Origin of the sequence: Pseudomonas sp. SWRI154 (genome assembly GCF_014268645.1) — a bacterium.
In the GTDB taxonomy this organism is placed as follows: domain Bacteria; phylum Pseudomonadota; class Gammaproteobacteria; order Pseudomonadales; family Pseudomonadaceae; genus Aquipseudomonas; species Aquipseudomonas marvdashtae.
In genome coordinates, this window is record NZ_JABWQW010000002.1 from 340,751 (window position 1) to 367,169 (window position 26,419).

General features: G+C 59.8%; 25 protein-coding genes. 14 read left to right on the forward strand and 11 right to left on the reverse strand.

Going from position 1 to position 26,419, the window contains the following annotated elements; translation table 11 throughout:
- The gene (gene moaB / locus HU806_RS03490; RefSeq protein WP_186609916.1) at nt 1-540 is read right to left on the reverse strand and encodes a molybdenum cofactor biosynthesis protein B; all 540 of its coding nucleotides are present in this window, start codon (nt 538-540) and stop codon (nt 1-3) included.
- 78 nt (nt 541-618) lie between these two features.
- Between moaB and mobA the strand changes: the two genes are divergently transcribed.
- Together mobA and HU806_RS03500 are read left to right on the forward strand one after the other, a co-directional pair.
- The gene (gene mobA / locus HU806_RS03495; protein ID WP_186609917.1) at nt 619-1,221 is read left to right on the forward strand and encodes a molybdenum cofactor guanylyltransferase MobA; all 603 of its coding nucleotides are present in this window, start codon (nt 619-621) and stop codon (nt 1,219-1,221) included.
- A 75-nt stretch (nt 1,222-1,296) separates the two neighbouring features.
- On the forward strand, nt 1,297-1,518 hold the full coding sequence (locus HU806_RS03500) for a YgdI/YgdR family lipoprotein (RefSeq protein ID WP_039588986.1): 222 nt from the start codon (nt 1,297-1,299) through the stop codon (nt 1,516-1,518).
- A 75-nt stretch (nt 1,519-1,593) separates the two neighbouring features.
- On the opposite strand, the gene HU806_RS03505 is transcribed toward HU806_RS03500, so the two are convergent.
- The 3 genes from HU806_RS03505 to HU806_RS03515 all read right to left on the reverse strand — a co-directional run bounded on the left by HU806_RS03505 (nt 1,594) and on the right by HU806_RS03515 (nt 3,207).
- On the reverse strand, nt 1,594-2,484 hold the full coding sequence (locus HU806_RS03505; RefSeq protein ID WP_186609918.1) for a pseudouridine synthase: 891 nt from the start codon (nt 2,482-2,484) through the stop codon (nt 1,594-1,596).
- Between the two features lie 72 nt (nt 2,485-2,556).
- The gene (locus HU806_RS03510) at nt 2,557-2,877 is read right to left on the reverse strand and encodes a transcriptional regulator (protein ID WP_186609944.1); all 321 of its coding nucleotides are present in this window, start codon (nt 2,875-2,877) and stop codon (nt 2,557-2,559) included.
- A gap of 90 nt (nt 2,878-2,967) precedes the next feature.
- The gene (locus HU806_RS03515) at nt 2,968-3,207 is read right to left on the reverse strand and encodes a glutaredoxin family protein (RefSeq protein WP_186609919.1); all 240 of its coding nucleotides are present in this window, start codon (nt 3,205-3,207) and stop codon (nt 2,968-2,970) included.
- A 187-nt stretch (nt 3,208-3,394) separates the two neighbouring features.
- Between HU806_RS03515 and HU806_RS03520 the strand changes: the two genes are divergently transcribed.
- Entirely contained in the window at nt 3,395-5,107 is a 1,713-nt protein-coding gene (locus tag HU806_RS03520; protein ID WP_186609920.1) for a cation:proton antiporter, read from the forward strand.
- A gap of 8 nt (nt 5,108-5,115) precedes the next feature.
- Here the strand turns inward: HU806_RS03520 and HU806_RS03525 are convergent, their stop codons facing one another.
- On the reverse strand, nt 5,116-6,324 hold the full coding sequence (locus HU806_RS03525; protein WP_186609921.1) for an ammonium transporter: 1,209 nt from the start codon (nt 6,322-6,324) through the stop codon (nt 5,116-5,118).
- 338 nt (nt 6,325-6,662) lie between these two features.
- Between HU806_RS03525 and HU806_RS03530 the strand changes: the two genes are divergently transcribed.
- From HU806_RS03530 to HU806_RS03560, 7 genes are all read left to right on the forward strand, one after another.
- Nucleotides 6,663-6,977 carry an ElaB/YgaM/YqjD family protein gene (locus HU806_RS03530; protein WP_186609922.1) on the forward strand — a complete coding sequence of 105 codons (315 nt, stop codon included), beginning with the start codon at nt 6,663-6,665 and terminating at the stop codon, nt 6,975-6,977.
- A 2-nt stretch (nt 6,978-6,979) separates the two neighbouring features.
- Nucleotides 6,980-7,369 (forward strand): phage holin family protein, encoded by a 390-nt coding sequence (locus HU806_RS03535; protein WP_186609945.1) that lies wholly within the window; start codon nt 6,980-6,982, stop codon nt 7,367-7,369.
- On the forward strand, nt 7,366-7,701 hold the full coding sequence (locus tag HU806_RS03540; RefSeq protein ID WP_186609923.1) for a hypothetical protein: 336 nt from the start codon (nt 7,366-7,368) through the stop codon (nt 7,699-7,701). The genes HU806_RS03535 and HU806_RS03540 overlap by 4 nt, the downstream gene beginning before the upstream one ends.
- A 136-nt stretch (nt 7,702-7,837) precedes the next feature.
- Nucleotides 7,838-9,166 (forward strand): deoxyguanosinetriphosphate triphosphohydrolase, encoded by a 1,329-nt coding sequence (locus HU806_RS03545; RefSeq protein WP_186609924.1) that lies wholly within the window; start codon nt 7,838-7,840, stop codon nt 9,164-9,166.
- Between the two features lie 307 nt (nt 9,167-9,473).
- Nucleotides 9,474-10,100 (forward strand): response regulator transcription factor, encoded by a 627-nt coding sequence (locus HU806_RS03550; RefSeq protein ID WP_186609925.1) that lies wholly within the window; start codon nt 9,474-9,476, stop codon nt 10,098-10,100.
- Between the two features lie 11 nt (nt 10,101-10,111).
- The gene (locus tag HU806_RS03555; RefSeq protein WP_186609926.1) at nt 10,112-13,732 is read left to right on the forward strand and encodes a transporter substrate-binding domain-containing protein; all 3,621 of its coding nucleotides are present in this window, start codon (nt 10,112-10,114) and stop codon (nt 13,730-13,732) included.
- Nucleotides 13,733-13,807: 75 nt separating this feature from the next.
- Nucleotides 13,808-16,756 carry an HD domain-containing phosphohydrolase gene (locus HU806_RS03560; protein WP_186609927.1) on the forward strand — a complete coding sequence of 983 codons (2,949 nt, stop codon included), beginning with the start codon at nt 13,808-13,810 and terminating at the stop codon, nt 16,754-16,756.
- Here the strand turns inward: HU806_RS03560 and msrC are convergent, their stop codons facing one another.
- Together msrC and HU806_RS03570 are read right to left on the reverse strand one after the other, a co-directional pair.
- A complete protein-coding gene (msrC, locus tag HU806_RS03565; protein ID WP_186609928.1) occupies nt 16,757-17,239 on the reverse strand; it encodes a free L-methionine (R)-S-oxide reductase MsrC in 483 nt (160 codons plus the stop codon).
- Entirely contained in the window at nt 17,236-18,126 is an 891-nt protein-coding gene (locus HU806_RS03570) for a DUF815 domain-containing protein (RefSeq protein WP_186609929.1), read from the reverse strand. The genes msrC and HU806_RS03570 overlap by 4 nt, the downstream gene beginning before the upstream one ends.
- Nucleotides 18,127-18,289: 163 nt before the next feature.
- Between HU806_RS03570 and HU806_RS03575 the strand changes: the two genes are divergently transcribed.
- Complete coding sequence (locus HU806_RS03575) at nt 18,290-20,611, forward strand: hybrid sensor histidine kinase/response regulator (RefSeq protein WP_186609946.1); 2,322 nt, start codon at nt 18,290-18,292, stop codon at nt 20,609-20,611.
- On the opposite strand, the gene HU806_RS03580 is transcribed toward HU806_RS03575, so the two are convergent.
- The 3 genes from HU806_RS03580 to msrB form a co-directional block, all read right to left on the reverse strand.
- Nucleotides 20,595-21,056 carry a MarR family winged helix-turn-helix transcriptional regulator gene (locus tag HU806_RS03580; protein ID WP_186609930.1) on the reverse strand — a complete coding sequence of 154 codons (462 nt, stop codon included), beginning with the start codon at nt 21,054-21,056 and terminating at the stop codon, nt 20,595-20,597. The genes HU806_RS03575 and HU806_RS03580 overlap by 17 nt on opposite strands.
- Nucleotides 21,053-21,538, reverse strand: coding sequence for a glutathione peroxidase (locus HU806_RS03585; protein ID WP_186609931.1), 486 nt, complete (start codon nt 21,536-21,538; stop codon nt 21,053-21,055). Before HU806_RS03585 ends, HU806_RS03580 begins: the two co-directional genes overlap by 4 nt.
- Nucleotides 21,539-21,650: 112 nt before the next feature.
- Nucleotides 21,651-22,046, reverse strand: coding sequence for a peptide-methionine (R)-S-oxide reductase MsrB (gene msrB, locus HU806_RS03590; protein ID WP_186609932.1), 396 nt, complete (start codon nt 22,044-22,046; stop codon nt 21,651-21,653).
- A gap of 220 nt (nt 22,047-22,266) precedes the next feature.
- On the opposite strand from msrB, the gene HU806_RS03595 reads away from it, so the two are divergent.
- Together HU806_RS03595 and htpX are read left to right on the forward strand one after the other, a co-directional pair.
- A complete protein-coding gene (locus tag HU806_RS03595) occupies nt 22,267-23,478 on the forward strand; it encodes a pyridoxal phosphate-dependent aminotransferase (protein WP_186609933.1) in 1,212 nt (403 codons plus the stop codon).
- Nucleotides 23,479-23,778: 300 nt separating this feature from the next.
- Nucleotides 23,779-24,666, forward strand: coding sequence for a protease HtpX (gene htpX / locus HU806_RS03600; protein WP_003199411.1), 888 nt, complete (start codon nt 23,779-23,781; stop codon nt 24,664-24,666).
- Between the two features lie 82 nt (nt 24,667-24,748).
- Here the strand turns inward: htpX and HU806_RS03605 are convergent, their stop codons facing one another.
- Nucleotides 24,749-25,402 carry a thiopurine S-methyltransferase gene (locus HU806_RS03605; RefSeq protein ID WP_186609934.1) on the reverse strand — a complete coding sequence of 218 codons (654 nt, stop codon included), beginning with the start codon at nt 25,400-25,402 and terminating at the stop codon, nt 24,749-24,751.
- Between the two features lie 103 nt (nt 25,403-25,505).
- Between HU806_RS03605 and HU806_RS03610 the strand changes: the two genes are divergently transcribed.
- Nucleotides 25,506-26,273: a DODA-type extradiol aromatic ring-opening family dioxygenase gene (locus tag HU806_RS03610; protein WP_186609935.1), complete on the forward strand. Its 768-nt coding sequence runs from the start codon at nt 25,506-25,508 to the stop codon at nt 26,271-26,273.
- Nucleotides 26,274-26,419 lie beyond the last annotated feature (146 nt).

Here is a 26,419-nt window from a genome sequence, read left to right on the forward strand (position 1 = left end):
TTACCCACGGGATTCACAAGGAGCCGCCTGTTTCAAATGAGCCACGAAGTTACACGGCCGATGCCGCGCATCCAATTGCTCAGCCAGGATTGCGTCCCATCCGGTGCGCACCGCATTGGTTGAACCCGGCAGGCAACACACCAGCGTACCGTTGGCCAGGCCGGCCAGTGCTCGAGATTGCACCGTAGAGGTACCAATGTCCGCCACGGATATCTGCCGGAACAATTCGCCGAATCCGTCGACCTGTTTGTCCAACAGGCACGCAACGGCCTCGGGAGTGCTGTCACGACCGGTGAAGCCAGTACCACCAGTGATCAGCACCACCTGCACTACCTCGTCGGCAATCCAGGTGGCGACTTGCGCGCGGATCTTGTACAGATCATCTTTTAGCAACACCCGCGCCGCGAGGTTATGCCCTGCCTCCGTGAGCCGGTCGACAAAGACCTGCCCCGATGTGTCGGTTTCCAGGGTACGGGTATCACTGACAGTCAGTACCGCGACATTGAGCGGCACGAAAGGTACATCAGCCTTGGCTTTCATAGGCTCTTCCAGTTGTAGAGGAAACAGCCTGGTGTTATATCACAGCGCCTGATTTTTTCGCCCGTGCGGAGACACACGATGACCTCGAACAATCCCCTGCCGCCCTGTTCCGTCCTGCTCCTGGCGGGCGGGCGCGGGCAAAGGATGGGCGGGCAAGACAAGGGTTTGCTGGAATGGCACGGAGAACCGTTGATTGCCCACCTTCATCGGCAGACCCGGACCTTGAGCGATGACCTGATCATCTCCTGCAACCGCAACCCGGAACGTTACGCCCTGTACGCAGATCAGCTGGTGCATGACGAGGAAGGGGATTTCCCCGGCCCACTGGCAGGCATCCGTGCGGGCCTCGGGGTGGCGCGGCATCCTTATCTGCTGGTTCTGCCGTGCGACGTACCGCAGATTGACGCAAGCCTGCTCGGCAGCATGCGCGAGACGGCAAGCCAACACCCCGACAAGCCGTTGATGGTGCGTCATGGCGAACATTGGGAGCCGCTGCTGTGCGTCATCCCGGTTGCGCTGGCAGCAACGTTTGAACAGGCGTGGCATGAAGGCGAACGCAGTCCAGGCCGTATCATGCGCATGCTGCATGCCGTGGCCTTGCAGTGCCCAGCCAATGATCCCCGGCTGGCTAATCTCAATACACCGGAGCTACTCGCCCATCACGCAGGCGTGTCAGATTGACACTAGCCAGGAACTTGCTCGCGATGTATACGTCTGAAGGTCAGTAACTTGAAGAATTCATTTCGGAGAAACACCATGACTCAACGGACCCTCGCTACTTTCATGCTCGCGCTGGGCCTCGCCACTCTCGCCGGGTGTGCATCGCCAACAGTGATTACCTTGAATGACGGTCGCGAAATCCAGGCCGTCGACACGCCACATTACGATGAAGACAGCGGCTTCTACGAATTCGAGCAACTGGATGGCAAGCAGACTCGCGTGAACAAGGATCAGGTTCGTACCGTTAAAGACCTGTAATCTTCGACGTCACAACAGATGAAGAAAAGCCCGCACTATTGCGGGCTTTTTGTTGCCTGTCCGAAAGCGGCGTCATTACCAACGCAGCGTTATCGCGCTTTCAAAGGCGCGCTCCATACCCGTGATCGGATCGATGAAACGCAACCCCCGCGCGAGCAACTTGAGTGGATTGGAATAATCATCCTCGGCATCTCGAACCACATCGGGGTAGAAGGGATCGTTGCAGATGCCCGCCCCCAACGCGTTCATATGAACCCGTAACTGATGTTTCTTGCCGGTCACCGGATACAGGCCGTAGCGCCACAGGTCGCCATTGCTTTCAAGCACTTCAATGGCCGTTTCGGTATTGGGCTCGCCCGGCCCTTCTTGCATCCGAAAGAACGGCTCCCCGTTGATCATCCGGCTCTTGTGCACGCGCGGAAAAGCCAATCCAGGCAATGCGGGGGCAATGGCTTGGTAGTGTTTTTCGATCCGTCGCGTCGGAAACAACGATTGATAAGCTGAACGGGTCAGCGGATTGGCTGAAAACAGCACCAGCCCGGCCGTGTGGCGATCGATGCGGTGCAAGGGAACCAGATGGGGATTGTCCAGCCGACGAATCAATCGCCGCAACAACGTCTGCTCAACGTACTCCCCCGCTGGAGTGACAGGCAGGAAATGCGGTTTGTCAGCCACCACCAAGTGTTCGTCAGCATGGAGAATCGACTCCACTACCGGGATCGGCCTTTCGTCGAGGACTTCCCGAAAGTAATGGATGCGCAGACCTTCACGGTAAGGCAAATCGGCACGAATCGACCTGCCCTCTTCGTCCAATACCCGTCCACGGGCGATCCGATCCAGCCATTGCTCGCGGCTGATCGCGCTGAAATGCTCGCAGAGACAATCGAGCACTGTCTGCCAGGCGCCGGGCGGCAAATACAGCGTGCTCGCCTGATGGTGAGCCGCGGAAAACGATGAACCAGACATTAAGGACTCTTCAACCTTTTACGGGGCTGGCATTATCCGATAGTCACGCAAACCAGCCCAGCAATGATTGGCTCATGCGCGGATTGGCGTCGGTCTCGCTGCTGCTTCGGTGAACTCTTTCAACCAGCGCAGCACCTCGACCGCCTCCCAACGCCCTGGGTCGTACAATGCATATAACAACCCCTGGTAACCCACCACATCCAGTTGCTTGTGATAACCGGCGCGCTGGAACAATGCTTCGATCTCGGCGAAACAGGTGTTGAAATGCAGTTTATTGAAGGGCGTTTTCCCTTCGGTCACCAGACCATCCAGGCGCAACTCCAGGACCGCCTCACGCACAACGTCCGCGGACATCCTGTTCACGCTGTTTTTCAATTGCTCGACATTGACCAAGGCACGCACTCCGGATAGCTGTATGGGCATACAGTAACCGAAGAATCTTATTTCGCCAATGGCGGCGTGTGACTCAAAGGATGGAAGGTATCAACCCAGGAAGGTGGCAACCCGGTCGGGATCATCGAAGGGCCAATCCAACTCAGCCCCCGTGTCGACTCTGCGTAATACCGGAATGCGCAAACCGTAGGTCTCGGTCAGGGCCTCGCTTTCGGCGATATCCACGAGCTCCACCAACAGGCCATGTTCGACGAAGGGCATCAGCACGTTCTCGGCAACTTCACACAAATGGCATCCCAGGGTGCCGAATAACTGGCATTCAGGCGGCATGGCAGGTAGACCCAAAAAAGATAGAAGGCCATTCTAGGCCTGCCTTGGGAAGCCGTCGAGGCGGGTGCCGCGATTCAGAATTTTTCGGTAAAGCGCTGACGCAAATCATTGAGCACAAACGTATTTTCGACGATGCTCGGTTCATTTCTCTTCTACGCTGAGTGTCAGACCTGAAACGGAGTATCCCTTGTTTGCCAACCTGCTGATCATCCTCGCCTCGTCCCTGGTGGTCATCGCCCTGTTCCGGCGACTGCGCCTGCCACCCGTGCTTGGCTATCTCTGCGTCGGATTGGCCGTCGGCCCGACCGCGCTGGACTGGGTGAACGACAGCGAGGAACTGCCGGACCTTGCCGAACTCGGCGTGGTCTTCCTGCTGTTCTCGCTGGGCCTGGAATTTTCGCTCTCGAAGATGCTCGAATTGCGCCGGGTGGTGTTCGGACTCGGCAGCTTGCAGGTGGTGGGTTCGGGAGCGCTGCTGGGCGCCCTGCTGGTGGGCTGCGGCGCTCCGGCGATGGCGGCACTGTTGCTCGGCGCCGGGCTGGCCTTGTCCTCCACCGCCATCGTCAGCAAGGAGCTGACCAGCCTGGGGGAGATTTTCACCAGTCACGGCCAGAATGCCATCGGCGTGCTGCTGTTCCAGGACGTCGTCGCGGTACTGCTCCTGACCCTGGTGCCGGTGTTTGCCGGCAGCAGCGAGCACGCCTGGTATTGGGCGCTGCCCCTGACGCTGGGCAAGACCCTGGTGCTGTTCGGCGGCTTGCTGTTGGCCAGCCGCTTGCTGCTGCCACGGCTGTTCCACGAAGTAGCGGCGTCCCGGTCCGCCGAGCTTTTTGTGTTGCTGGCCCTGGTGATCGTGCTGCTGACCGCATGGCTTACTCACCTGCTTGGCCTGTCGCCGGCCCTCGGGGCATTCCTCGCTGGCATGTTGCTTGGCGAAAGCCACTATCGGCATCAGATCGAGGCCGATATACGGCCATTCCGCGATATCCTGCTGGGACTGTTCTTCGTTAGCATCGGCATGCTGATCGACTTGCAACTGTTCGTCGAGGATGGCCCGCTGATCCTGGGGCTGACGCTGGGATTGATGATCATCAAGGGCGGCGTGGTCGCCGCGCTGGTGAAGTGGCGCGGCAGCGATGGCGAAACCGCCTGGCGCAGCGGCTTGGCCCTGGCCCAGGGCGGCGAATTCTGTTTCGCCCTCATGGCACTGATGCAACAGAACCGCCTCATGCCCGCCGACATCGGCGGGCTGTTGCTGGCCGCCACGTTCTGCTCGATGCTGCTGACGCCGCTATTGCTGCGCGCCGCGCCAGCCATAGCCGCCCGGCTCCATCGCAAGCCCAACGAAGAAGCGCAGCTGGACCAGATCAGCGAGCTCAACGCAGGCTTGTCAGGTCATGTGGTCATTTGCGGGTATGGTCGCGTAGGACAGTCGATCGGGCGTTTTCTACGCCGGGAGGGGCTGGGGTTCGTTGCCCTGGATGACGACCCGGTCATCATCCGCGAAGCCTCGGTCGGCGAGAAATGCGTGCACTATGGCGACTCACGCCGGGCAGACCTGCTCGCCGCCGTCGGGCTGGGTCGCGCAAGATTGCTGGTCATCGCGGTAGACAAGACGGACATTGCAATGACCGTGCTCAAGGAGGCCCGGCGGGTCAATCAGCAGGTGCCGATCCTGGTGCGTACCCGGGACGACAGCCAACTGGCCGAGTTGCAAGCTGCCGGGGCCACCGAAGTGGTCCCGGAGTTGCTGGAGTCGAGCCTGATGCTGGCTTCTCACGCGCTGATCATGCTTGGGCTGCCGGAGCAGCGGGTCCGGCATCATGTGGATCAAGTCCGACACGAGCGCTATGGCCTGCTCCACGGGTTCTACCCAGGCAATCAGGACAAGGAACCGTAGCGCAATGTTCAGTCCTGGCTGACCGCTCCAATCTTGTGAATCGACAGGTCGGCGCCGTAGTACTCTTCTTCCTGCGTCAGCCGCAAGCCCAGTACTGCCTTGATCGCACCGTAAACCACAAACCCGCCCACCAGGGCGATGATCACGCCAAGCGCCGTGCCAACCAATTGGCTGGTGAGGCTGACCCCCCCCAAGCCGCCCAAGGCGTCCTGGCCAAAAATACCGCAGGCGATTCCGCCCCAGACACCGCATAGCCCGTGAAGGGGCCATACACCGAGGACGTCGTCGATTTTCCACTTGCCCTGGGCTGCGGTGAAACACCAGACGAACAAAGCACCGGCGATGGCGCCGGTCGCCAGTGCGCCGACCGGATGCATCAGGTCGGAACCGGCGCAGACCGCCACCAAACCGGCCAGCGGACCGTTGTGCAGGAAGCCCGGGTCGTTGCGACCGACAATCAACGCCGCCACGGTTCCTCCGACCATCGCCATCAGCGAATTGACTGCCACCAACCCACTCACGCCTGGCAAGGTCTGGGCACTCATGACGTTGAAGCCGAACCAGCCAACGATGAGGATCCACGAACCCAACGCCAGAAACGGGATACTTGATGGCGCGAACGCCACCAGGCGCCCTTCCCGGTAGCGACCATTACGCGGGCCAAGCAAAAGTACCGCCGCCAGCGCCAGCCAGCCGCCCATCGCATGGACCACTACGGAGCCGGCAAAATCATGGAACCCGGCACCGAAACGCGCCTGAAGCCAGGCCTGCAGGCCAAAATTACCGTTCCAGACAATCCCTTCGAAAAACGGATAGATGAACGCCACGATAAGCACCGTCGCGCATAACTGCGGTACGAACCGCGCGCGCTCGGCAATTCCTCCGGAGATGATCGCCGGGATCGCGGCAGCGAACGTCAACAGGAAGAAGAACTTCACCAGGCTGTAACCATGGTCGGCGCTGAGTACCGCCGCAGGTTGCAGGAAGGTCACGCCGTAAGAGATCCAATAGCCTATGAAAAAATAGGCGAGGGTCGACACGGCAAAATCACTAAGGATTTTCGACAAGGCGTTGACCTGGTTCTTCTGTCGTACGGTTCCTACCTCCAGAAACGCGAAACCGGCGTGCATGGCCAGAACCATGACCGCGCCGAGCAGGATGAACAGCGTGTTGGAACTATGGACGAGACTGTCCACAGCGCTTTGCATATTTTCCATGGTATGGGCAGGCCTGAAGAAATTGAAAAGCACCAAAGCGGTTCGCTCTAGCCACCAGCGCACCAAATTGAAACGGCTCGTCGATTTACCACAGGCAGACGAACCGCTTTGGTGCGCAAATCCGGTAGCTCGATGCAACCGCGTCGAGGTGCTTCACGGGTTTTGATTATTTGAGTTAAGGTTTCCAGAGGCTTTCGCCCAGCTTCAGCGCACTGGCGCGGGTGGATGCACCAGTACATCGCAAAATCCAGAGCAAAAGATGTACCACTCAGTTTCACTGAACCTTCCGGCAAGGCTCATACTCGAACGCTTCAGACGTCACTTACGGAGATGCACCCATGGCCAGAACCCAGGCAAAGACTGCTCAAGAAACCCTGATGGAAGATTTCCAGACGCTGGTCCAGGACACTGAACGATTGCTCGATCACACCGCGACCTTGGCGGGCGATCAGGCTGACGAATTGCGCAGCCAGATCCACGAAACCCTGTTGCGTGCCCGCGACACTCTCAAGTTGACCGAAGACTCTGTGCGTGAGCGCGGCCAGGCGGCGGTCATCGCCACCGAAGAATACGTACAGGCCAATCCTTGGCAATCGGTCGGCATCGCGGCGGGCGTGGGCTTCTTGATCGGACTGCTGGCGACTCGGCGCTGATGATGGGCATCGACGAATCCGGCTCGCCCGAATCGGGCACAAGACCCACAGCGCGTCGCCTGGGCGCGGCATTCCTCGGGTTGCTGCACAGCCATGTCGAATTGTTCGGCATTGAATTGCAGGAACAGAAGGCGCGTACCGTCAGCCTGCTGTTGTTTGCAGGTCTTGCACTGGTTTTTGGTTTGCTGCTGTTGGTTGGGCTGTCGGCGCTGGTGCTGATCCTGGTATGGGACACCTATCGCCTGGCGGGGATTATCGGCCTGTGCCTGTTCTATCTGTTGGCGGCGTTGTTCTGTGGGCTTCGACTCAAGGCAGCAATCTACGATGAGTCGTCCCCTTTCCATGCCACCCTGGAAGAATTGGCCAACGACCGGGAGCGCCTGTTGCCATGAGTCTGCCTGATATTCCCCAAGCCCGTACCCGACAGGAAATGCGCAAGGCGCTGGTGCGCCTGCGCATGGAAATGCATCGCCAGGAAATTCGCCAGGAAACGCGCCAACTGCTGCATCCGCTGCAACGGGTACGCGGCTTCACGAAAAGTTGGCATGAGGGCTTCGGCCTCAAGCACGCGTCCCTTTGGGGCGTAGCCGCGGTTTCCTTGCTCGGCTTCCTTGGAGGCAAGCGAACCCGAAGCGGGCGTTCTGGCGGCTTGTCGCGCCTGGTCCGGCTGGCAACGGCAGTGCTTCCCCTGATCAAGCTGGCGAAGAGCGCGCGCAAACCCTGACGCCTTCAAGCCGGTAATGACCCGATCCGGCGGTGGACGCAACACCCGGGCACAACTGATCGAGGCTCTGGGGCCTTGCGGGACACCGCTCGAACCGGGAAGCTAAGGCATCGACTCATCAAACGGAGCACCGGCCTTGGATTGGCACACCCTGCTGACTCGCGAACGCTTGGGAAAACCGCTGCACAGCCCGGAAGAACTGGGCCGCAGCCCATTTCACAAAGACCACGACCGCATCATCTTCTCTGGAGCCTTCCGTCGCCTTGGTCGCAAGACGCAAGTGCACCCGGTGTCCAGCAACGACCATATCCACACACGCTTGACCCATTCGCTGGAAGTCAGTTGCGTCGGACGGTCCCTGGGCATGCGCGTCGGGGAAACCATCCGCAGCGCCCTGCCCGACTGGTGCGAGCCAAGTGACCTGGGCATGGTGGTCCAATCGGCTTGCCTGGCCCATGACATCGGGAACCCGCCGTTCGGCCATTCCGGCGAGGACGCGATCCGCTACTGGTTTCAACAAGCGGCGGGACGCGGTTGGCTTGACGCCATGAGCGATGCCGAGCGCAACGACTTCCTTAATTTCGAAGGCAATGCCCAGGGGTTCCGGGTACTCACTCAGCTCGAATATCATCAGTTCGACGGTGGCACACGGCTGACCTACGCGACCCTGGGTACCTACCTGAAATACCCGTGGACCGCTCGTCACGCGGACTCCCTGGGCTACAAGAAACACAAGTTCGGCTGTTACCAGAGTGAGCTGCCACTGCTGGAGCAGATTGCCCATAAGCTCGGCCTGCCGCAACTCGAGGACCAGCGCTGGGCAAGGCATCCGCTGGTCTACCTGATGGAAGCGGCCGATGACATCTGCTATGCCCTGATCGATCTGGAGGATGGCGTCGAGATGGACCTGCTGGAATACCCGCAGGTTGAATCGCTACTCCTGGACCTGGTCGGAGACGACTTGCCGGAAACCTATCGCCAGCTCGGGCCGCAGGATTCGCGGCGCAGAAAACTGGCGATCCTGCGTGGCAAGGCCATCGAACACCTCACCAACGCCGCCGCCCGGGCATTCGTCGAGCAGCAGGACGCCTTGCTGGCGGGCACGCTGCAGGGAGACCTGGTGGAGCACATGCACGGTCCAGCCAAGCGCTGCGTACTGAACGCCAAGGACATGGCCCGCAAGAAGATATTCCAGGACAAGCGAAAAACCCTGAATGAAATCGGCGCCTACACCACGCTGGAGATCTTGCTCAATGGATTCTGCGGAGCTGCGCTGGAACAACACGGCGGCCGTACCCCTTCGTTCAAGAACCGTCGCATCCTCGACCTTCTCGGCAATAACGCACCCGATCCTGACGGCTCGCTGCACAACGCATTCCTGCGGATGATCGATTTTATCGCCGGCATGACCGACAGCTATGCCAGCGAAATGGCCCAGGAAATGACCGGTCGCACGCGTCAATGAGGCAACCTCTTTCAGCAACCGCCTCCTGAGCGAACGGGGTCGGTTGCTGGTCTGCGCCTGTCAATAGATGACGATAGCCGTTTATTAACGACCTGATTAATTATTAGAACTAAACCCACCCACAACTGAACATATAGCATCCCCTCCTCACGCCATTTGCCTACCGACCAACTAAATACATCGTGGTACCTCGCCTCTTTTTTTGTAGGAAACTTCTGAAATTGATCATGCATGCCTGTCTCCTCGCGCGACTTGACCTTAACTGGGCTAAGGTGCGCGCTTTATTAGGCTCGTAGGGGACTTATTCATGAACTCCGTTTTCATTGTTGACGATCATCCGGTCATCCGCCTCGCCGTTCGAATGCTCCTCGAGCACGAAGGCTATAAAGTCGTAGGGGAAACCGACAATGGCGTCGACGCGATGCAAATGGTGCGTGAGTGCATGCCGGACCTGGTCATCTTGGACATCAGCATCCCCAAACTTGACGGACTGGAAATACTGTCTCGCTTCAATGCCATGGGCACTGCGCTCAAGACGCTGGTGCTGACAGCACAATCCCCCACACTTTTCGGTATTCGATGCATGCAGTCCGGCGCATCCGGTTATGTTTGCAAGCAAGAAGACCTCAGTGAACTTGTCAGCGCAATCAAAGCCGTACTGTCCGGTTACAACTACTTTCCCAGTCAAGCGCTCACCCCCGTACGTGACGATGATCCGCGCAGTGTCGAGCTGGATCTTTTCAAAAGCGTCAACGACCGAGAGTTGATGGTATTGCAACTTTTTGCCCAGGGACGCACCAACAAGGAAATAGCCAAAGGCATGTTCCTAAGTAATAAAACGGTCAGCACCTATAAAAAACGGCTGATGCAGAAACTCAAAGTGAAGTCGCTGGTGGATTTGATCGAAATGGCAAAGCGCAACGCATTGGTGTGAGAAATAACAGGATGCTCAAATGCATAAGCAAGTACCTGCTGCTGTTAAGTTCAGGGCTTTATGCGGTGTTTCTCGTGGCTGCGCCAAATGTGCCTGAGCACTATGCCCTGCTGAGCCGTGCGAGCACCGATCATCTCGAGATCAAGCTTGATGATACCCACCGTGCCTGGCTGCAAAGTCGTCAGGAACTGGTCCTGGGGACCTCTGCGCCGGATTATCCGCCCTTCGATCTTTCCGGCAGCGGTTGTGATTACGAAGGCATGACCGCCGATTATGCCGGAGTCATCGCCAAGGCCAGCGGCCTGCCGATGAAAGTCCTGCGCTTCGATTCCCGCGAAGCAGCCATTACCGCGCTCAAGACCGGGCAAATAGACCTGCTCGGCACCGCCAACGGCTTCGAAGCCCAGGATCCGGGCATCGTTCTATCGGCTCCCTATGCCGTGGATCAACCTGTCCTGGTCACCCGGACGAATGAAAACCGCCCCCTGACCGATAATCTGGACGGGCTGCGGCTGAGCATGGTCTACCACTACCTGCCGCCCCGTGACATCGAAAAACTGTACCCCAAGGCGCTTATCACCACGTACCCCTCCTACCAGAACGCTATTAACGCCGTCGCCTTCGGCCAAGCCGATGTGTTTCTCGGCGATACCATTTCCACCCACTACATGATCAGCAAGGGTTACTTGAGCAACATCCGCATGGCCAGTTTTGGCAAACATGAATCCTACGGATTCGGTTTCGCGGTGCGACGCAACGATACCCGGTTGCTGGAAGTCATAAACGCCACGCTGAACCAGATCTCCATCGCCGAGCAAGCGGCTATCGCCAAGCGTTGGAGTGCCGGCAGCGACCTGTACCTCACAGAGCACAAGATACAACTGACCGACCGGGAAGAGCGCTGGCTGGCAAGGCATCCGGTGGTTCGAGTGGCGGTGAACGAAACCGCGGCCCCGTTCACTTTCTTTGATTCGGACGGCGATTTTCGCGGGATCAGTGCCGACCTGCTAGAGCTGATCCGGTTGCGTACCGGCATACGCCTGGACGTCCAACGTCACCAGAACGACGACGACATGATTGCGGCGGTCCTGGAAGGTCACGCCGACGTGATTGCGGCACTTTTACCCAGCAGCGAGCGGCAACAACAGATGAAGTTAAGCCGCCCTTACCTCGATAGCTCATTCGTTCTGCTGACCCGTAAACACTCCGATACACCCACCACCCTCGACCAGTTCGGGGACAAAAGCCTGGCAATCGCCAAAAGCAATCCGATCATAGAGTTTCTACGCAACCAGTACCCGAGCATCAAAATAATCGAAACCGTCGGCTCCTTGCACGCCGCTGAAATGATCGCCCAAGGCCAGGCCGACGGTGGCGTGAACTCGCTGGTCATGGCCAACTATTTCATCTCGTCCCACTCGCTCAAAGACAAGTTGCAAATCAGCAGCACCGTGGGGACTCAGCAGGCCATGTTCTCGCTGGCCACCGCAAGAACCGCCACGGAGCTGAGCTCCATTCTTGACAAGGCCTTGACCAGCATCGATCCCGACGAACTGGGCGTGATCAACAACCGCTGGCGCGGCTACATCTCGGCATCGGAAAGTACCTGGCGTACCTACAATCGCGTGTTTCTCCAGGTCGTTGCGGGCGCGGGCCTGCTACTGCTGCTTTCGCTGGCATGGAATGCCTACATGCAGCGACAGATCAGGCAACGCCAGCGGGCAGAACTGGCGCTCAATGACCAACTCGAGTTCATGCACGCCCTGCTCAACGGCACCCCCCATCCGATCTATGTGCGAGACCGCGATGGAGTGCTGCAAAGCTGCAACGACAGTTACCTGGAAACGTTCAACGCGAAGCGTGAGGAAGTCATCGGCAAGAACATCATGCCCGGTGCCATGAGCAATGCTTTCGAGGCCCGGGAATACCAGGCGGACTATCAACGCGTCATGGCTGAGGGCACCGCGCTGATCACCGACCGGCCACTGCACATCGGCAACCGGAAGCTGACGATCTATCACTGGATCCTTCCGTACCGTAACTCTGCGGCACAGGTGCAAGGGATCATCGGCGGCTGGATTGATATCAGCGAACGGCGCCAGCTCGTCGAGCAACTGCGCGCAGCCAAAGAACAGGCCGACGACGCCAATCGGGCCAAGAGCACCTTTCTCGCGACCATGAGCCATGAAATCCGTACGCCCATGAACGCAGTGATCGGCATGCTTGAACTGGCCCTGAAACACGCCGACAAGGGTCACATTGACCGCTCGGCGATTGAGGTCGCGTACGAGTCGGCGTCCGGCATGTTGGAGCTGATAGGCGATATCCTCGACATCGCACGCATCGAAACAGGCCATCTGAGCCTGGCGCCCGAACGAGTTGACCTGAAGGCCCTGGTGCAATCGGTCATGCGGGTTTTCGAAGGGTTGGCCCGGCAAAAGAACGTTGGATTGTCCCTGCAATTCGAGCCTGCCGGAATCAACCCGGACGTGCGAATGGACCCGCTGCGCTTCAAGCAGGTGCTTTCAAACCTGGTCAGCAACGCCTTGAAATTTACCGAGCAAGGCGAAGTGAAGGTCAGCGTGAAGCTGTCCCAGGCCGCCCGGGACAAGACGCTGCAAATGCAGATGGAAGTCAGCGACAGCGGCATCGGTATCAGTCCGGCAGACCTCGGACGTCTGTTCGAGCCGTTTGCCCAAGCCGATAACGGCAGCCGGATGGCCCGCAAGGGGGCGGGGCTTGGCCTGGTAATCAGCCGTCACTTGTGCGAGGCCATGGGTGGAGAACTGCACATGAACAGCCAGCCGGGCCTTGGAACCCAAGTGCGGATTGCCTTGCCGCTGACCATCCTGCCGAAGGCAGAAGCCAGCGTTCCGGTTACGCCTGTGACTGAAACAGCGACGTGCACACTGAACGTCTTGGTCGTGGACGACCATCCGGCCAATCGTCTGCTGATGTCCCAGCAGCTGAATTATCTGGGTCATCCCCACCATGTCAGCCACGACGGCGAGCAAGGTCTCAAGGCTTGGCTTGACGGGGATTTCGACCTGATCATCGCCGACTGCAACATGCCCATCATGAGCGGCTACGAACTTGCCCGGGCGGTTCGCCGACACGAGGCCGAACAGCAACAGCCGCCTTGTACCATCCTGGGATTTACCGCCAACGCGCAGCCCGAGGAAAAACAGCGATGCAAGGATGCCGGCATGGACGACTGCCTGTTCAAGCCGATCAGCCTGAGCGCACTTAATCAATGGATGAACGCCATCAAACCCATCAATGCTTCCCGAGCTTTCAACTTGCAAAGCCTGCACACGCTGACCGGCGGCGACCCGGTCTCCACCCACCGCCTGCTGGCGGAACTTCTCAGCAGCAACCGCGCTGACCGCCAGGAACTGCTTGACGTCGCCCGCGGCGCAAACCGGCAGGCGATTACCGAGACGGCGCACAAGATAAAAGGTGTCGCCCGCATCGTGCAGGCCACTGCGCTGATTCAACTGTGCGACGCGTTGGAACAGGCCTGCCATCAAGCACTGCCCCCCGAACGAATCAATGGCTACATCAACGCGCTGAGCCAGGCGATGATTGAACTGGGGCGCAGCCTGGAAACAGCGATCGCCAAGGCAAAATAATCCAGTGTTTACTATGCTGTTCGCTCAGCAGTGCGTAGCAGGGGGCGATTTCCCCCAACACTTGGAGTGACGGAAATGCCCAGCGCACCGCGTCCAGAAAAACGCAGGTTTCCCCTGCACGTCCATATCAGCGTGATGTTCACGCTGCTCCTGCTGCTGACCGGCGTGGTATTGGGGGTCTTCAATTATCGACAGACCACCCAAATCATCCTGTCCAGCAGTGAAAAGCTGTTCAATCGAATCGAACAGACTGTGCGCCTGGACCTGTACGACACTTACGAACCGATCCGCCATTTGCTCGGCCTGCTGGCCGATTATCCAGCAACACGCATGCCCCAGATGTCGCAACGACTGGCCCTGCTCGGCCCTTTCAGCCAGGCTCTGCGGGACAATCCGAACCTCGCATCGCTCTATCTGGGCGATCGCGACGGCAATTTCCTGATGGTTCGATCCTTGCGCACCGAAACCTCTAAAAACGCCTTGAAGGCTCCAGCCGACGCGCTCTACGAGGTGTGGACCGTCGAGCGCGCAGGCGACGCAGGTTCGGTTCACTCCCAGTCGCTGTTTTATGACCAGGCGCTGACGCTGATCGGCCGCCAGGATCACCTCGGTGAAGACTATGATCCGCGCAGCCGGGGCTGGTTTCGCAGCGCAATGGACGCCACGGAGCAGATCACCACCGAACCCTACGTGTTTTTTTCCAGCCGTAATATCGGCACGACCCTCGCCCGACGCAGCGGCGAGCGAGCGGTCATCGGCGCGGACCTCACCCTGGCCGCGTTGTCCCAGACGCTGGCCAAGCACAAGGTAACGACCGGCACCGAGATCGCCCTGATCGACCCTCAAGGCAACGCCGTGGGCTACCCCGACAGCGAGCGACTGGTCACTGACACCCAGTCGGCCCACCTGATCAAGGCGCGTGACTTGCACCCGGCCATCGCCGCCGCGCTCGACAATGACAGTGACATGCCACGCCTGGAGGCGGCCGGGCGCCAGTGGATCGTCTCCCGCAGCCACATGCAGGAGGGTGGGCCAGAGGGGCTGCAACTGGCTCTGCTGGTGCCGGAAGACGAGTTGCTGGCCGATGCCTATCGACTGCGCTGGCAAGGCGCGCTGATCACCCTTGCCACCTTACTGTTGTGCCTGCCTTTGGGCTGGCTGACATCGCGAATTCTGGTCAAGCCGTTGCGTGGGTTGGTAAGGGAGGCCGACGCCATCCGCAGCTTCAATTTCAGTTACCCGGTGTCCCGTCGCTCCCCTGTGCTGGAGGTGGATCAACTGAGCGTTTCGATGGCCCGCATGAAAGAAACCCTGGCGAGTTTTTTCGAGATCACCGCCAGCCTGCGCGCTGAAACCCGTTTCGCCCCACTGCTGGAGCGGGTGCTGTTCGAGACCGTGAAAATCGCCCAGGCCCAGGCCGGCCTGATCTACCTGCGCGAAAACGACGGCGAGCAGATCAAGCCGTATGGACTGGTCATCAATGAAACGCCTCAGGATCTCCAGGCCTTCGCGCTACAAGGTTATGCATTGAATGCCTCGGACAGCCCGCAGTGGTTCCGGGAACTGGGCGCCGCGCAAACCCTGGTCTCTTCCTTGGGCTTCGAGCAGGCCGCCGATTTGCGTAGCGTTCTGTTGGCACTGGACGCCCCCCGCGTGCACTTGATCGGCATACGCCTGTGCAACCGTCATCAGGAAACCGTCGGCGCGTTAGTGCTATTGATCGCTGACACCGGCACCGAAGCCGACCTGGAAAAGCTCCAGCCAGACCGCATCGCTTTCTTGCAGGCGGTCTCGGGCACCGCGACGGTGAGCATCGAAAGCCAGCGCCTGCAAGCCAGGCAAAAGCAATTGCTGGACTCGTTCATCCAATTGCTCGCCGGCGCGATCGATGCCAAAAGCCCCTACACCGGCGGCCACTGCCAGCGAGTACCGGCCCTCACGCTCATGCTCGCCCAGGCGGCTGCCGCCAGCCAGGCACCGGCGTTCGAAGGCTACAAGCCGACGGAAGATGAATGGGAGGCGCTGCACATCGCAGCCTGGTTGCATGACTGTGGCAAGGTCACCACGCCTGAGTACGTGGTGGACAAAGCCACCAAGCTGGAAACCTTGAACGATCGTATCCATGAAATTCGCACCCGCTTCGAAGTCCTCAAGCGCGACGCCTGGGTCGACTATTGGCAGGCCCTGGCAACCGGTGGCGAAGCCTCTCTCCTGGCCCAACGACGTGACACCGCGCTAGCCGCCCTCGATGATGACTTCGCCTTCGTTGCACGCTGCAACCTGGGCTCCGAAGCCATGGCGGACACCGACTTGCAACGCCTGCAACGCATCGCCAAACGCACCTGGACCCGAACCCTGGACGATCGCCTGGGCGTGTCCTGGGAGGAAAATCGGCGCCAGGCCCGCGAGCCGGCGCCGACGCTGCCCGTCGCTGAACCGCTGCTGGCGGACAAGCCCGAACATCTGTTCGAACGGCATCCGGCCGAGCTAATTCCGGCCGACAATCCGTGGGGTTTCCAACTCGATGTGCCGACCTGGAAATACAACCGCGGCGAACTCTATAACCTCAGCATTACCCGCGGCACGCTGACTCGCGAGGAGCGCTACATGATCAACCATCACATGGTCCAGACGATCCTGATGCTCAGCCAGTTGCCCTTTCCCAGCCACCTGGAAAATGTCGCGGAAATCGCCGGGGGGCACCACGAGAAGATGGACGGCACCGGCTATCCCAAGCGACTCAAGCGCGAGCAGATGAGCCTGCCGGCTCGAATGATGGCCATCGCCGATATTTTCGAAGCGCTGACGGCCGCCGATCGGCCCTACAAGAAAGCCAAGAAGCTGAGTGAAGCCTTGGGCATCATGGCCACGATGTGCCGCGATGCCCATATCGATCCCGAGCTGTTCGGGCTGTTCATCGACGAGCGGATCTACCTGCACTACGCCGAGGCGTTTCTCGACCCGCGCCAGATCGATGAAATCGACCCGGACAGCCTGTTGGCCAAGGCAGGATTGAAAACGTGATCAGCAATCGGTCAAGCGCAGGAATATTGCGACCAATTGTTCAATGCCGGCCTGGTCATGCTCGGTAAAGCGCGCCAGTTGCGGACTGTCCAGGTCCAGCACGCCGATCAGGCGCCCGTCCTTGACCAGCGGCACCACCAACTCGCTGTTCGATGCGCTGTCGCAGGCGATGTGCCCGGCGAATGCATGAACATCTTCAACGCGCTGGGTCTGGCGGGTCGCCGCGGCAGTACCGCACACGCCACGGCCAAACGGGATCCGCACGCAGGCAATCTGGCCCTGGAACGGGCCCAGTACCAATTCGTCATTACGATTGAGGTAAAAACCAGCCCAATTCAGATCGTCCAGCTGACTGAACAGGAACGCCGAGAATTGCGCAGCATTGGCAATGAGGTCCCGCTCATCCGCCAGCAGCGATTGCAATTGTGCCGATAGCAGCCCGTAGCCTTCGAGGCCTTGCCCGGTGCTCATCAAATCGATCATGCCTTGTGCTCCAGAAGTTTGAGGCCCACCCAATAGCGGGCAAACTGATAGGCGCAACGTCCGTTGCGGTTGCCGCGTCCGGTCGCCCAGCGCACCGCCTGTATATCCAGCGCTTCGTCACGTTGCCAGGCCAGCCCGGCCTTCGCGGCCAGCACACCGATCCAATGCTCCACCACGTCGAGAAAATGTTCCTGGGTAAACGGATAGAACGACAACCACAACCCGAAACGGTCGGACAAGGCGATCTTGTCTTCCACGGCTTCGCTGGGGTGAAGCTCGCCGTCGACGCGCTTCCAGTTCTCGTTGTCGCTTTCCTTTTCGGGGACCAGATGGCGGCGGTTCGAAGTGGCATACAGCAGCACATTGTCCGGCGCCTGCTCGAGGGAACCGTCAAGCACGCTCTTGAGCACGCGGTAGTCGCCCTCGCCGGATTCGAACGACAGGTCATCGCAGAACAACACGAAGCGCTGCGGCAGTTTCGCCACCTGCTCGACCACCCGGGGCAGATCGGCCAGGTGATCACGCTCGATCTCGATCAAGCGCAGGCCATGCCCGGCATGTTCGGCCAGCAAGGCGCGCACCAGCGACGATTTGCCGGTGCCACGCGAACCCCAGAGCAACGCATGGTTAGCCGGCATGCCATCGATGAACTGTTGGGTGTTGCGGCCCAACTGCTCCACCTGGCGATCCACGCCGATCAGGTCCGACAAACGAATATCGAGACTGACTTCAAGCGGCAGCAGGAAACCGCTGCGCCCGTCGCGTTGCCAGCGGGCAGCCAAAGTCCGGGACCAGTCGATGGCGGGTCGTGGAGCGGGCAACAGGGGCTCGATACGGGCCAGCACCGCATCGGCGCGCTCAAGAAAAGCATTCAATCGGGCGTCCACGTCTTCTCCTCGGACAAGTTCACGGTAATGATGACGCTTCAGCGACGAAACGACGACGCCAATGGCGGGTCTGTTCAAACACTACACACCGGCCACCACCGACATTCAGAGATGATCAGCTATGCTTGACCGGCGAAGGGAAACGTAAGTGGTTCACCATTCAATGGACATCAGGTTCACCCAACGGCTGTCGTACAAGCAGGCCCGACTGACCGTCCTGGTGGGTTTCGTGCTGGGCACCTTGCTGAGCCTGGTGCAGATCGGCATCGATTATGCCAGCGAAGACGCATCGATCAACCGGGAAATCCTCTCGTTGCTGGAAATCAGCCACAACCCGGCCTCGCGCATTGCCTATAACATCGATGCCGAACTCGCCCAGGAGCTGGCCCTGGGCCTGCTGCGCTCGCCGGCCATCATCGGCGCCGAACTGATCGATAACACCAACACCGTCCTGGCAAGCGTCAAACGCCCCGAGTTGCAAAGCAGCTACCGGTTCATCAGCGACTTTCTGTTCGGCGCCCAACGCCAGTTCGAGGACCGGCTGTACTTGAATCATCTGCCCGGCGAATCCCTGGGTGTGTTGCGACTTGACGTCGATACCTATTCGTTCGGCAGTCGCTTCCTGCGCCGGGCCGAAATCACCTTGCTCAATGGTTTCGCCCGCAGCCTGATCCTGACCGGGCTGTTGCTGGCGCTGTTCTACGTCATGCTGACCAAGCCGCTGGTGCGGGTCATCCGCGAGCTGAGCAGCCGAGACCCCAGCAGCAGCGAACAGAGCCCGCTGGAGTGTCCTTCCGGCCACCAGTACGACGAGATCGGCGTACTGGTTTCAGTCGCCAACCAACAGTTCGAAAACATCTCCACCGAAATCCAGCAGCGGCGCACGGCTGAAAACCGCCTCACCGACTACCTGGCGCAACTGGAAACCATTGTTTCGGCGCGCACCGCCGAACTCAAGGCCATCAATGCCCGCCTCAGCCAGTCCAACGAGGAACTCGAGGTTGCCCGGCGTACCGCCCTGGACATGGCCGACGCGCGCTCGGCGTTCCTGGCCAACATGAGCCACGAGATCCGCACGCCACTCAACGGCCTGCTGGGGATGATTGCCCTGTCCCTGGACGGCCCACTTACGGCCGAACAACAGCAACAGCTGTCGATTGCCCATGACTCGGGCAAGGTCTTGGTGGAATTGCTCAACGACATCCTCGACCTGTCTAAATTCGATGCGGGCCAATTGGAGCTCGAGCGCATCCCGTTCGACCTGGGCGCCCTGGTCGAAGACACGGCCAACCTGCTTTCCCAAAATGCCGCCCCGAGCGTCGAGCTGGCGTGCCTGATCGAACCACAGTTTCCCGCGCAAGTGTTGGGTGACCCGACCCGCGTCCGCCAGATCGTCAGCAACCTGCTGTCCAACGCGTTGAAGTTCACTCGGTTCGGCCGGGTGGACGTGCGCTTGAGCCATTACGAAGGTGGCGTGCGGATTGAAATCTGCGACACGGGTATCGGCATTCCGCAGGAAGCCCAGGCTCGCATCCTGCAGCCGTTCACCCAGGCCGGAGCCGGCATTACCCGTCAATTTGGCGGCACCGGGCTGGGACTGGCATTGACCTACAACCTCTGCGAAGCCATGCAGGGCCGGTTGACGATCAGCTCCGAGACAGGCTTCGGCAGCCAGTTCTGCGCCGAGCTGCCGCTGCCCTGCCACACCCCTGCAACGCCCGTCGAATCGTTGCGTGGCAATGTCGTCGCGATTACTACCGCCAGCAGCGGCTTGGCCGAATTGTTGGGCATGCTGTTGCCCAGCTGGGGCTTGGATTATGTACAACGCACGGTGGATGACGGGCTGCTCGGCCTCAATCCGGACATTCTGATCACCGACTGCCCGGAATGCCTGTTCAATCTGCGGCCCACCTTCGACGCCCCTATCCTGCTGGTCACCGCCTACGGCAGCTTCATGCCCAGCGAAGAAGCGGCTGCCCTCGCCCCCTTGCTACAGCAGGCCCGGCCTTTGGCGCGCCATGCGCTTTATCAGATCCTGCGCCGCTCCCTGCAAAGCGAGGCGACCACGATCAATGATGCACAAATCGAGGCACAGACCCTCTCCCCGCGTGGACGGGTGCTTTTGGTGGAAGACAACCCCGTCAACCAACTGGTGGCGAAGGGCATGCTGGTGAAGCTGGGATGCGAAGTGGTCGTCGCGGCCCACGGCGCCGAAGGCCTGGACCAGCTCGAACAGCAGGATTTCGACCTGGTGTTGATGGATTGCAACATGCCGGTCATGGATGGCTACGAAGCCAGCCGGCAGATTCGCCGCTGCGGGCGCTGGCCGAACCTGCCGATTGTCGCCCTGACCGCCAATGCGATGCCTGAAGAACGCGAGCGCTGCCGGGCCGCGGGCATGAGCGATTATTTGTCCAAGCCGTTCCGTCGCGAAGAGTTGGCGGCACTGCTGGATCAGTGGGTGGCCACTACGTCAGCGCTTTGATCTGCGCCAGCAGATGATCCAGGCCGTCGCGCAGTTCACCCACGCGAGCCAGGTCGATCCCACTGTCGCACAGCAAACGGACCTTGAGCGGACCGACCCGCTCACGCAGGGCCTTTGCGCTTTCCGCCAGGCTCAGATGCATCTCCCGTTCATCACGGGCCGAGCGCTGGCGCTGGACCAGCTTCAGCTGTTCCAAGCGCTTGAGCAGCGGCGTCAGCGTGCCGGAATCGAGCAGCAATCGTTCCCCCAACGCCTTGACCGTCGGTTGCTCCGGCGGGTTGTCCTGCCATTCCCACAGCACCAGCATCGCCAGGTATTGCGGGTAGGTCAGGCCGAGTTGGTCAAGCATCGGCTTGTAGCTTCGGATCACTGCCCGCGATGCTGCGTACAGTTTGAAGCACAACTGGTTGTCGAGCTTCAGCGAATCGACTGGCAGTTGGTTCATTTGAGCAGGGCTTCGATCTCAGCGGTGAGGTCCTGGGGCTTGGTGGTTGGGGCAAAGCGCTTGACCACCTGACCGTCCTTGCCAATCAGGAACTTGGTGAAATTCCACTTGATACCCTTGGACCCCAGCAGACCCGGCGCCCGCTGCTTGAGCTGGACGAACAGCGGATGGGCGTTGGCACCGTTGACCTCGACCTTCTTGAACAGCGGGAAGCTCACGCCGAAATTAAGTTCGCAAAACTCGGAAATCGCCCCCTCGTTACCCGGTTCCTGCTTGCCGAATTGGTTGCAGGGAAAGCCCAGCACCACCAGCCCTTGGTCCTTGTAGGACTGCCACAACGTCTCAAGGCCCTTGTACTGCGGGGTGAAGCCGCACTGGCTGGCGGTATTGACCACCAGTACCGCCTTGCCGGCGAAATCGGCAAGGGTCTTTTGTTCGCCCTTGATAGTCGTGCAAGGGATGCTCAACAGATTGTCAGTCATGGGTGGCTCCAGAAAAAAGTGGGAAGCAGAAGATAGCGAGCAATTAAATTGTGTGCAATTTAATTGCTCCAACCTCTGCAAATGGCCTGCTGGCGAAGGACTGAGCCATTCTTTACTCGCGTGGCACGAGATCCAGGCACACCGAGTTGATGCAGTAACGCAGGCCGGTCGGCGGCGGACCGTCTGGAAAGACGTGGCCCAGGTGTGCATCGCACTTGGCGCAGACCACTTCGGTGCGGATCATGCCGTGGCTGACATCGCGCACCTCCACCACCGCGCTGCCTACGAGCGGCTCGTAAAAGCTCGGCCAGCCGCAGCCGGAATCGAATTTGGTCTTCGAGTCGAACAACGGTTCGTCGCAGCAAATGCAGTGGTACACACCGTCGATCCTGGTGTCGTTGTATTTACCGGAGAACGGCCGCTCGGTGCCTTTCAACCGGCAGACGTTGTACTGCTCCGGATCGAGCATGGCGCGCCATTCTTCAAGGGTTTTCTGCAACTTTTCCATCGTCCTACCTCGGCAATTGAAAAAGCCCGATCCGACGCTTTTCCGCAGATCGGGCGGCACGTATGATTGCGCCTCGTCAGATGCCAGTCTGGCAGTCACGCCATGCGCATTCAAACGGATTGTGGCGCATCTATCGCGTCAGGCCTGGGCACAGACGCAGGATCCCCAGTACGGTAGTTCATACGCCGCCTGGATCGTTCATTTTCGGGAACACATCGCCATGCAGGTCAGCAAATCGAACAAGCTCGCCAACGTCTGCTACGACATTCGCGGCCCGGTGCTCAAGCACGCCAAGCGCCTGGAAGAGGAAGGCCACCGCATCCTCAAGCTGAACATCGGCAACCCGGCGCCCTTTGGTTTCGAAGCGCCCGATGAGATCCTCCAGGACGTCATCCGCAACCTGCCGACTGCCCAAGGCTACAGCGATTCCAAGGGCTTGTTCAGCGCACGCAAGGCGGTGATGCAGTACTACCAGCAAAAGCAGGTCGAAGGCATCGGCATCGAGGATATCTACCTGGGCAACGGCGTGTCCGAGCTGATCGTCATGTCCATGCAGGCCCTGCTCAACAACGGCGACGAAGTGCTGGTGCCCGCTCCGGACTATCCGTTGTGGACCGCCGCCGTGAGCCTGTCCGGCGGTAACCCTGTGCATTACCTGTGCGACGAGCAGGCCAACTGGTTCCCAGACCTGGCGGACATCAAGGCCAAGATCACCCCGAACACCAAGGCGCTGGTGATCATCAACCCGAACAACCCGACCGGCGCCGTGTATTCCAAGGAAGTGTTGCTGGGCATGCTGGAACTGGCCCGCCAGCACAACCTGGTGGTGTTCTCCGACGAGATCTACGACAAGATCCTCTACGACGACGCCGTGCACGTGTGCACCGCATCCCTGGCGCCGGACTTGCTGTGCCTGACCTTCAACGGCTTGTCCAAGTCCTATCGGGTCGCCGGTTTCCGCTCCGGCTGGATCGCCATCTCCGGGCCCAAGCACCATGCCCAGAGCTACATCGAAGGCATCGACATGCTGGCCAACATGCGCCTGTGTGCCAACGTGCCGAGCCAGCATGCGATCCAGACGGCGCTGGGTGGCTACCAGAGCATCAACGACCTCGTCCTGCCCCAGGGCAGGTTGCTGGAACAGCGTAATCGCACCTGGGAATTGCTCAACGACATTCCTGGCGTCAGCTGCGTCAAGCCGATGGGCGCCTTGTATGCCTTCCCGCGGATCGACCCGAAGGTCTGCCCGATCCATAACGACGAAAAGTTCGTGCTCGACCTGCTGCTGTCCGAGAAGCTGCTGGTCGTTCAGGGTACGGCGTTCAACTGGCCATGGCCGGATCACTTCCGCGTCGTGACCCTGCCGCGGGTCGATGACCTGGACCAGGCCATTGGCCGAATCGGCAACTTCCTCAAGTCCTACCGACAGTAACCCGGACCGCGTGCGAGCCGCCTCGCTCGCATGCTGTTTGATTCAGCAACATATCCGTTCCGCCAGCTTCGGCAGCCCTTCTACACTGAGAGCTGCGGAACGGATGTTCGGCCAGGGCCAACGTTCACAGGGCAGCGGCGCCGCATTCCTTTTCCGTAATCACTTTCGGAAAAGTCTTTCAAACATTTAGGACGCCTGTAGGACACAGTTTGAAATAGTAGGCGAGTTGAATAGCCTGAGGCAGCACCTTATATACCCCGCATAACGCTACATCTTTAGCATGAGGAGATTTCCACCACCATGATGCGCATCCTGCTGTTCTTGGCCACTAACCTGGCGGTCGTGCTGATTGCCAGCATCACCCTGAGCCTTTTCGGCTTCAACGGGTTCATGGCGGCCAATGGGGTTGATCTCAACCTCAATCAGCTGCTGATCTTCTGTGCGGTGTTCGGTTTCGCCGGTTCCCTGTTCTCGCTGTTCATCTCCAAGTGGATGGCGAAGATGAGCACCAGCACCCAGATCATCAGCCAGCCGCGCACTCGTCACGAACAATGGCTGCTGCAAACCGTCGAGCAGCTGTCCCGTGAAGCCGGGATCAAGATGCCGGAAGTCGGGATCTTCCCAGCCTACGAGGCCAACGCCTTCGCCACCGGCTGGAACAAGAACGACGCGCTGGTCGCCGTCAGCCAGGGCTTGCTCGAGCGATTCTCACCCGATGAAGTCAAGGCCGTGCTGGCCCACGAGATCGGCCACGTTGCCAACGGCGACATGGTGACCCTCGCGCTGATCCAGGGCGTGGTGAACACCTTCGTGATGTTCTTCGCCCGTATCATCGGCAACTTCGTCGACAAAGTGATCTTCAAGAACGAAGAAGGCCAGGGTATCGCCTATTACGTGGCGACCATTTTCGCCGAGCTGGTCCTGGGCATCCTCGCCAGCGCCATCGTCATGTGGTTCTCGCGCAAACGCGAATTCCGCGCCGACGACGCCGGCGCACGCCTGGCCGGCACCAGTGCCATGATTGGCGCCCTGCAGCGCCTGCGCGCCGAGCAAGGTCTGCCGGTGCACATGCCCGATACCCTGAATGCCTTTGGTATCAACGGTGGCATCAAGCAGGGCCTGGCTCGCATGTTCATGAGCCACCCGCCGCTGGAAGAGCGTATCGACGCGCTGCGTCGCCGCGGCTGACAGCCAGAGCCTCAAACGAAAGCCCGCAGCGATGCGGGCTTTTTTTTGGCTGCTGGCCAGGCGTTGCGAGCAAAGGTCCACATCAGCGGCGGGATATGAGATACACCCGCTCTTCCAGACGTTTCACCCCCGCCTGCAAGAACTTCCAGCTCTCTCCCAGCACATCCTGTTCCTGCAAGATCTCCAATTGCCAAGCTGCACCCAGCAACCGCTGTACCTCGTCATGACCAACGGAGAACGGCGGTCCAGGCATTTCGTCCTGGTCGTAATCGAGCGTAATCAACAGCCCGACGCAGTCCGGCAAGATGCCCTGCAGATGGGCCACGTACCGCTCGCGCATCGGCGCAGGCAAGGCGATCAACGCAGCGCGGTCATACAGCGTCGCGCAATCCGCCACATCCGCCGCCGTCAACGCAAAGAAATCCCCACAGCGAATTTCAATGTCTGCGGCTCGAAACACCTTGAACGCGCCCTCTTCAGTCACGCTCGGTTCAAGCTGCTGTTCGAGGAAAAAATCGCTGATGGCTTTCTCCGAAAGCTCTACGCCCAGTACCGAGCACCCTTGTTGCGCCAACCACAGCAAATCCAGGGTCTTTCCGCAAAGAGGCACCAGCACCCGCGTTCCCCGGGGCAGTCCCAGTTGCGGCCAGAAACGCTGCAGATAAGGGTTCACTTGCGGCAGGTGAAAACCGATCTGGTTCGCAGCCCAACGCTTATGCCAAAACTCCGGCTCCATGGTATCGCTCCAAAATATCGATCAAAACAGGTTAAAACTTATATTAGATCTGCAACATCGACCTGACCGAAGATGGCACATCTTAACGCTCAGGAGCGCGTTCATGCTGCCCAGCCTGTTTATCTCCCATGGCTCACCCATGCTTGCCCTGGAACCCGGTGAAAGCGGCCCGGCATTGGCTCGCCTGGCCGCGCAACTGCCCAGGCCTAAAGCAATTGTGATTGTCTCGGCGCATTGGGAGAGCGATGAACTGTTGGTCAACGCCAACCCACAGCCGCGCACCTGGCATGATTTCGGTGGGTTTGCGCCAGCCCTGTACGCGGTGCAATATCCGGCGCCCGGAGACCCGGAACTGGCTGCGCGCGTGGCCGGCCTGCTTGTTGCCGCGCACTTGCCGGCGCGTCTCGACTCGGCACGGCCATTCGATCACGGCGTCTGGGTGCCGCTCTCCTTGATGTACCCCGCGGCAGATATTCCGGTGATACAGATTTCCCTGCCCAGCCGCCAAGGGCCGATGTTACAGACGCAGGTTGGCCGGGCCCTGGCGAGCCTGCGCCAGGAAGGGATCCTGCTGATCGGCTCCGGGAGCATCACGCATAACCTTCGCGACCTGGACTGGAACGCCGGTCCAGACAGCGTCGAGCCATGGGCCAAGGCTTTCCGCGATTGGATGGTCGAACAACTGACCGCCGACGACGAGGCGGCGCTGCACGGCTACCGTCGCCAAGCGCCCAACGCAGTACGCAGCCACCCCAGCGACGAACACTTGCTGCCGCTGTATTTTGCCCGAGGGGCCGGTGGAAAGTTCGACGTCGCCCATGAGGGATTCACGATGGGAGCGCTGGGGATGGACATTTATCGGTTCGATTGACCAATAGCCCTGAAAAAACACCAAACGACAGATCGAGTAGGAGGCGGATTTACATCCGCCGTCCTCTCACACCACCGTACGTACGGTTCCGTATACGGCGGTTCAGGTTATACGGATAAACCGTTAATCGTATCCAGTATCGAGAC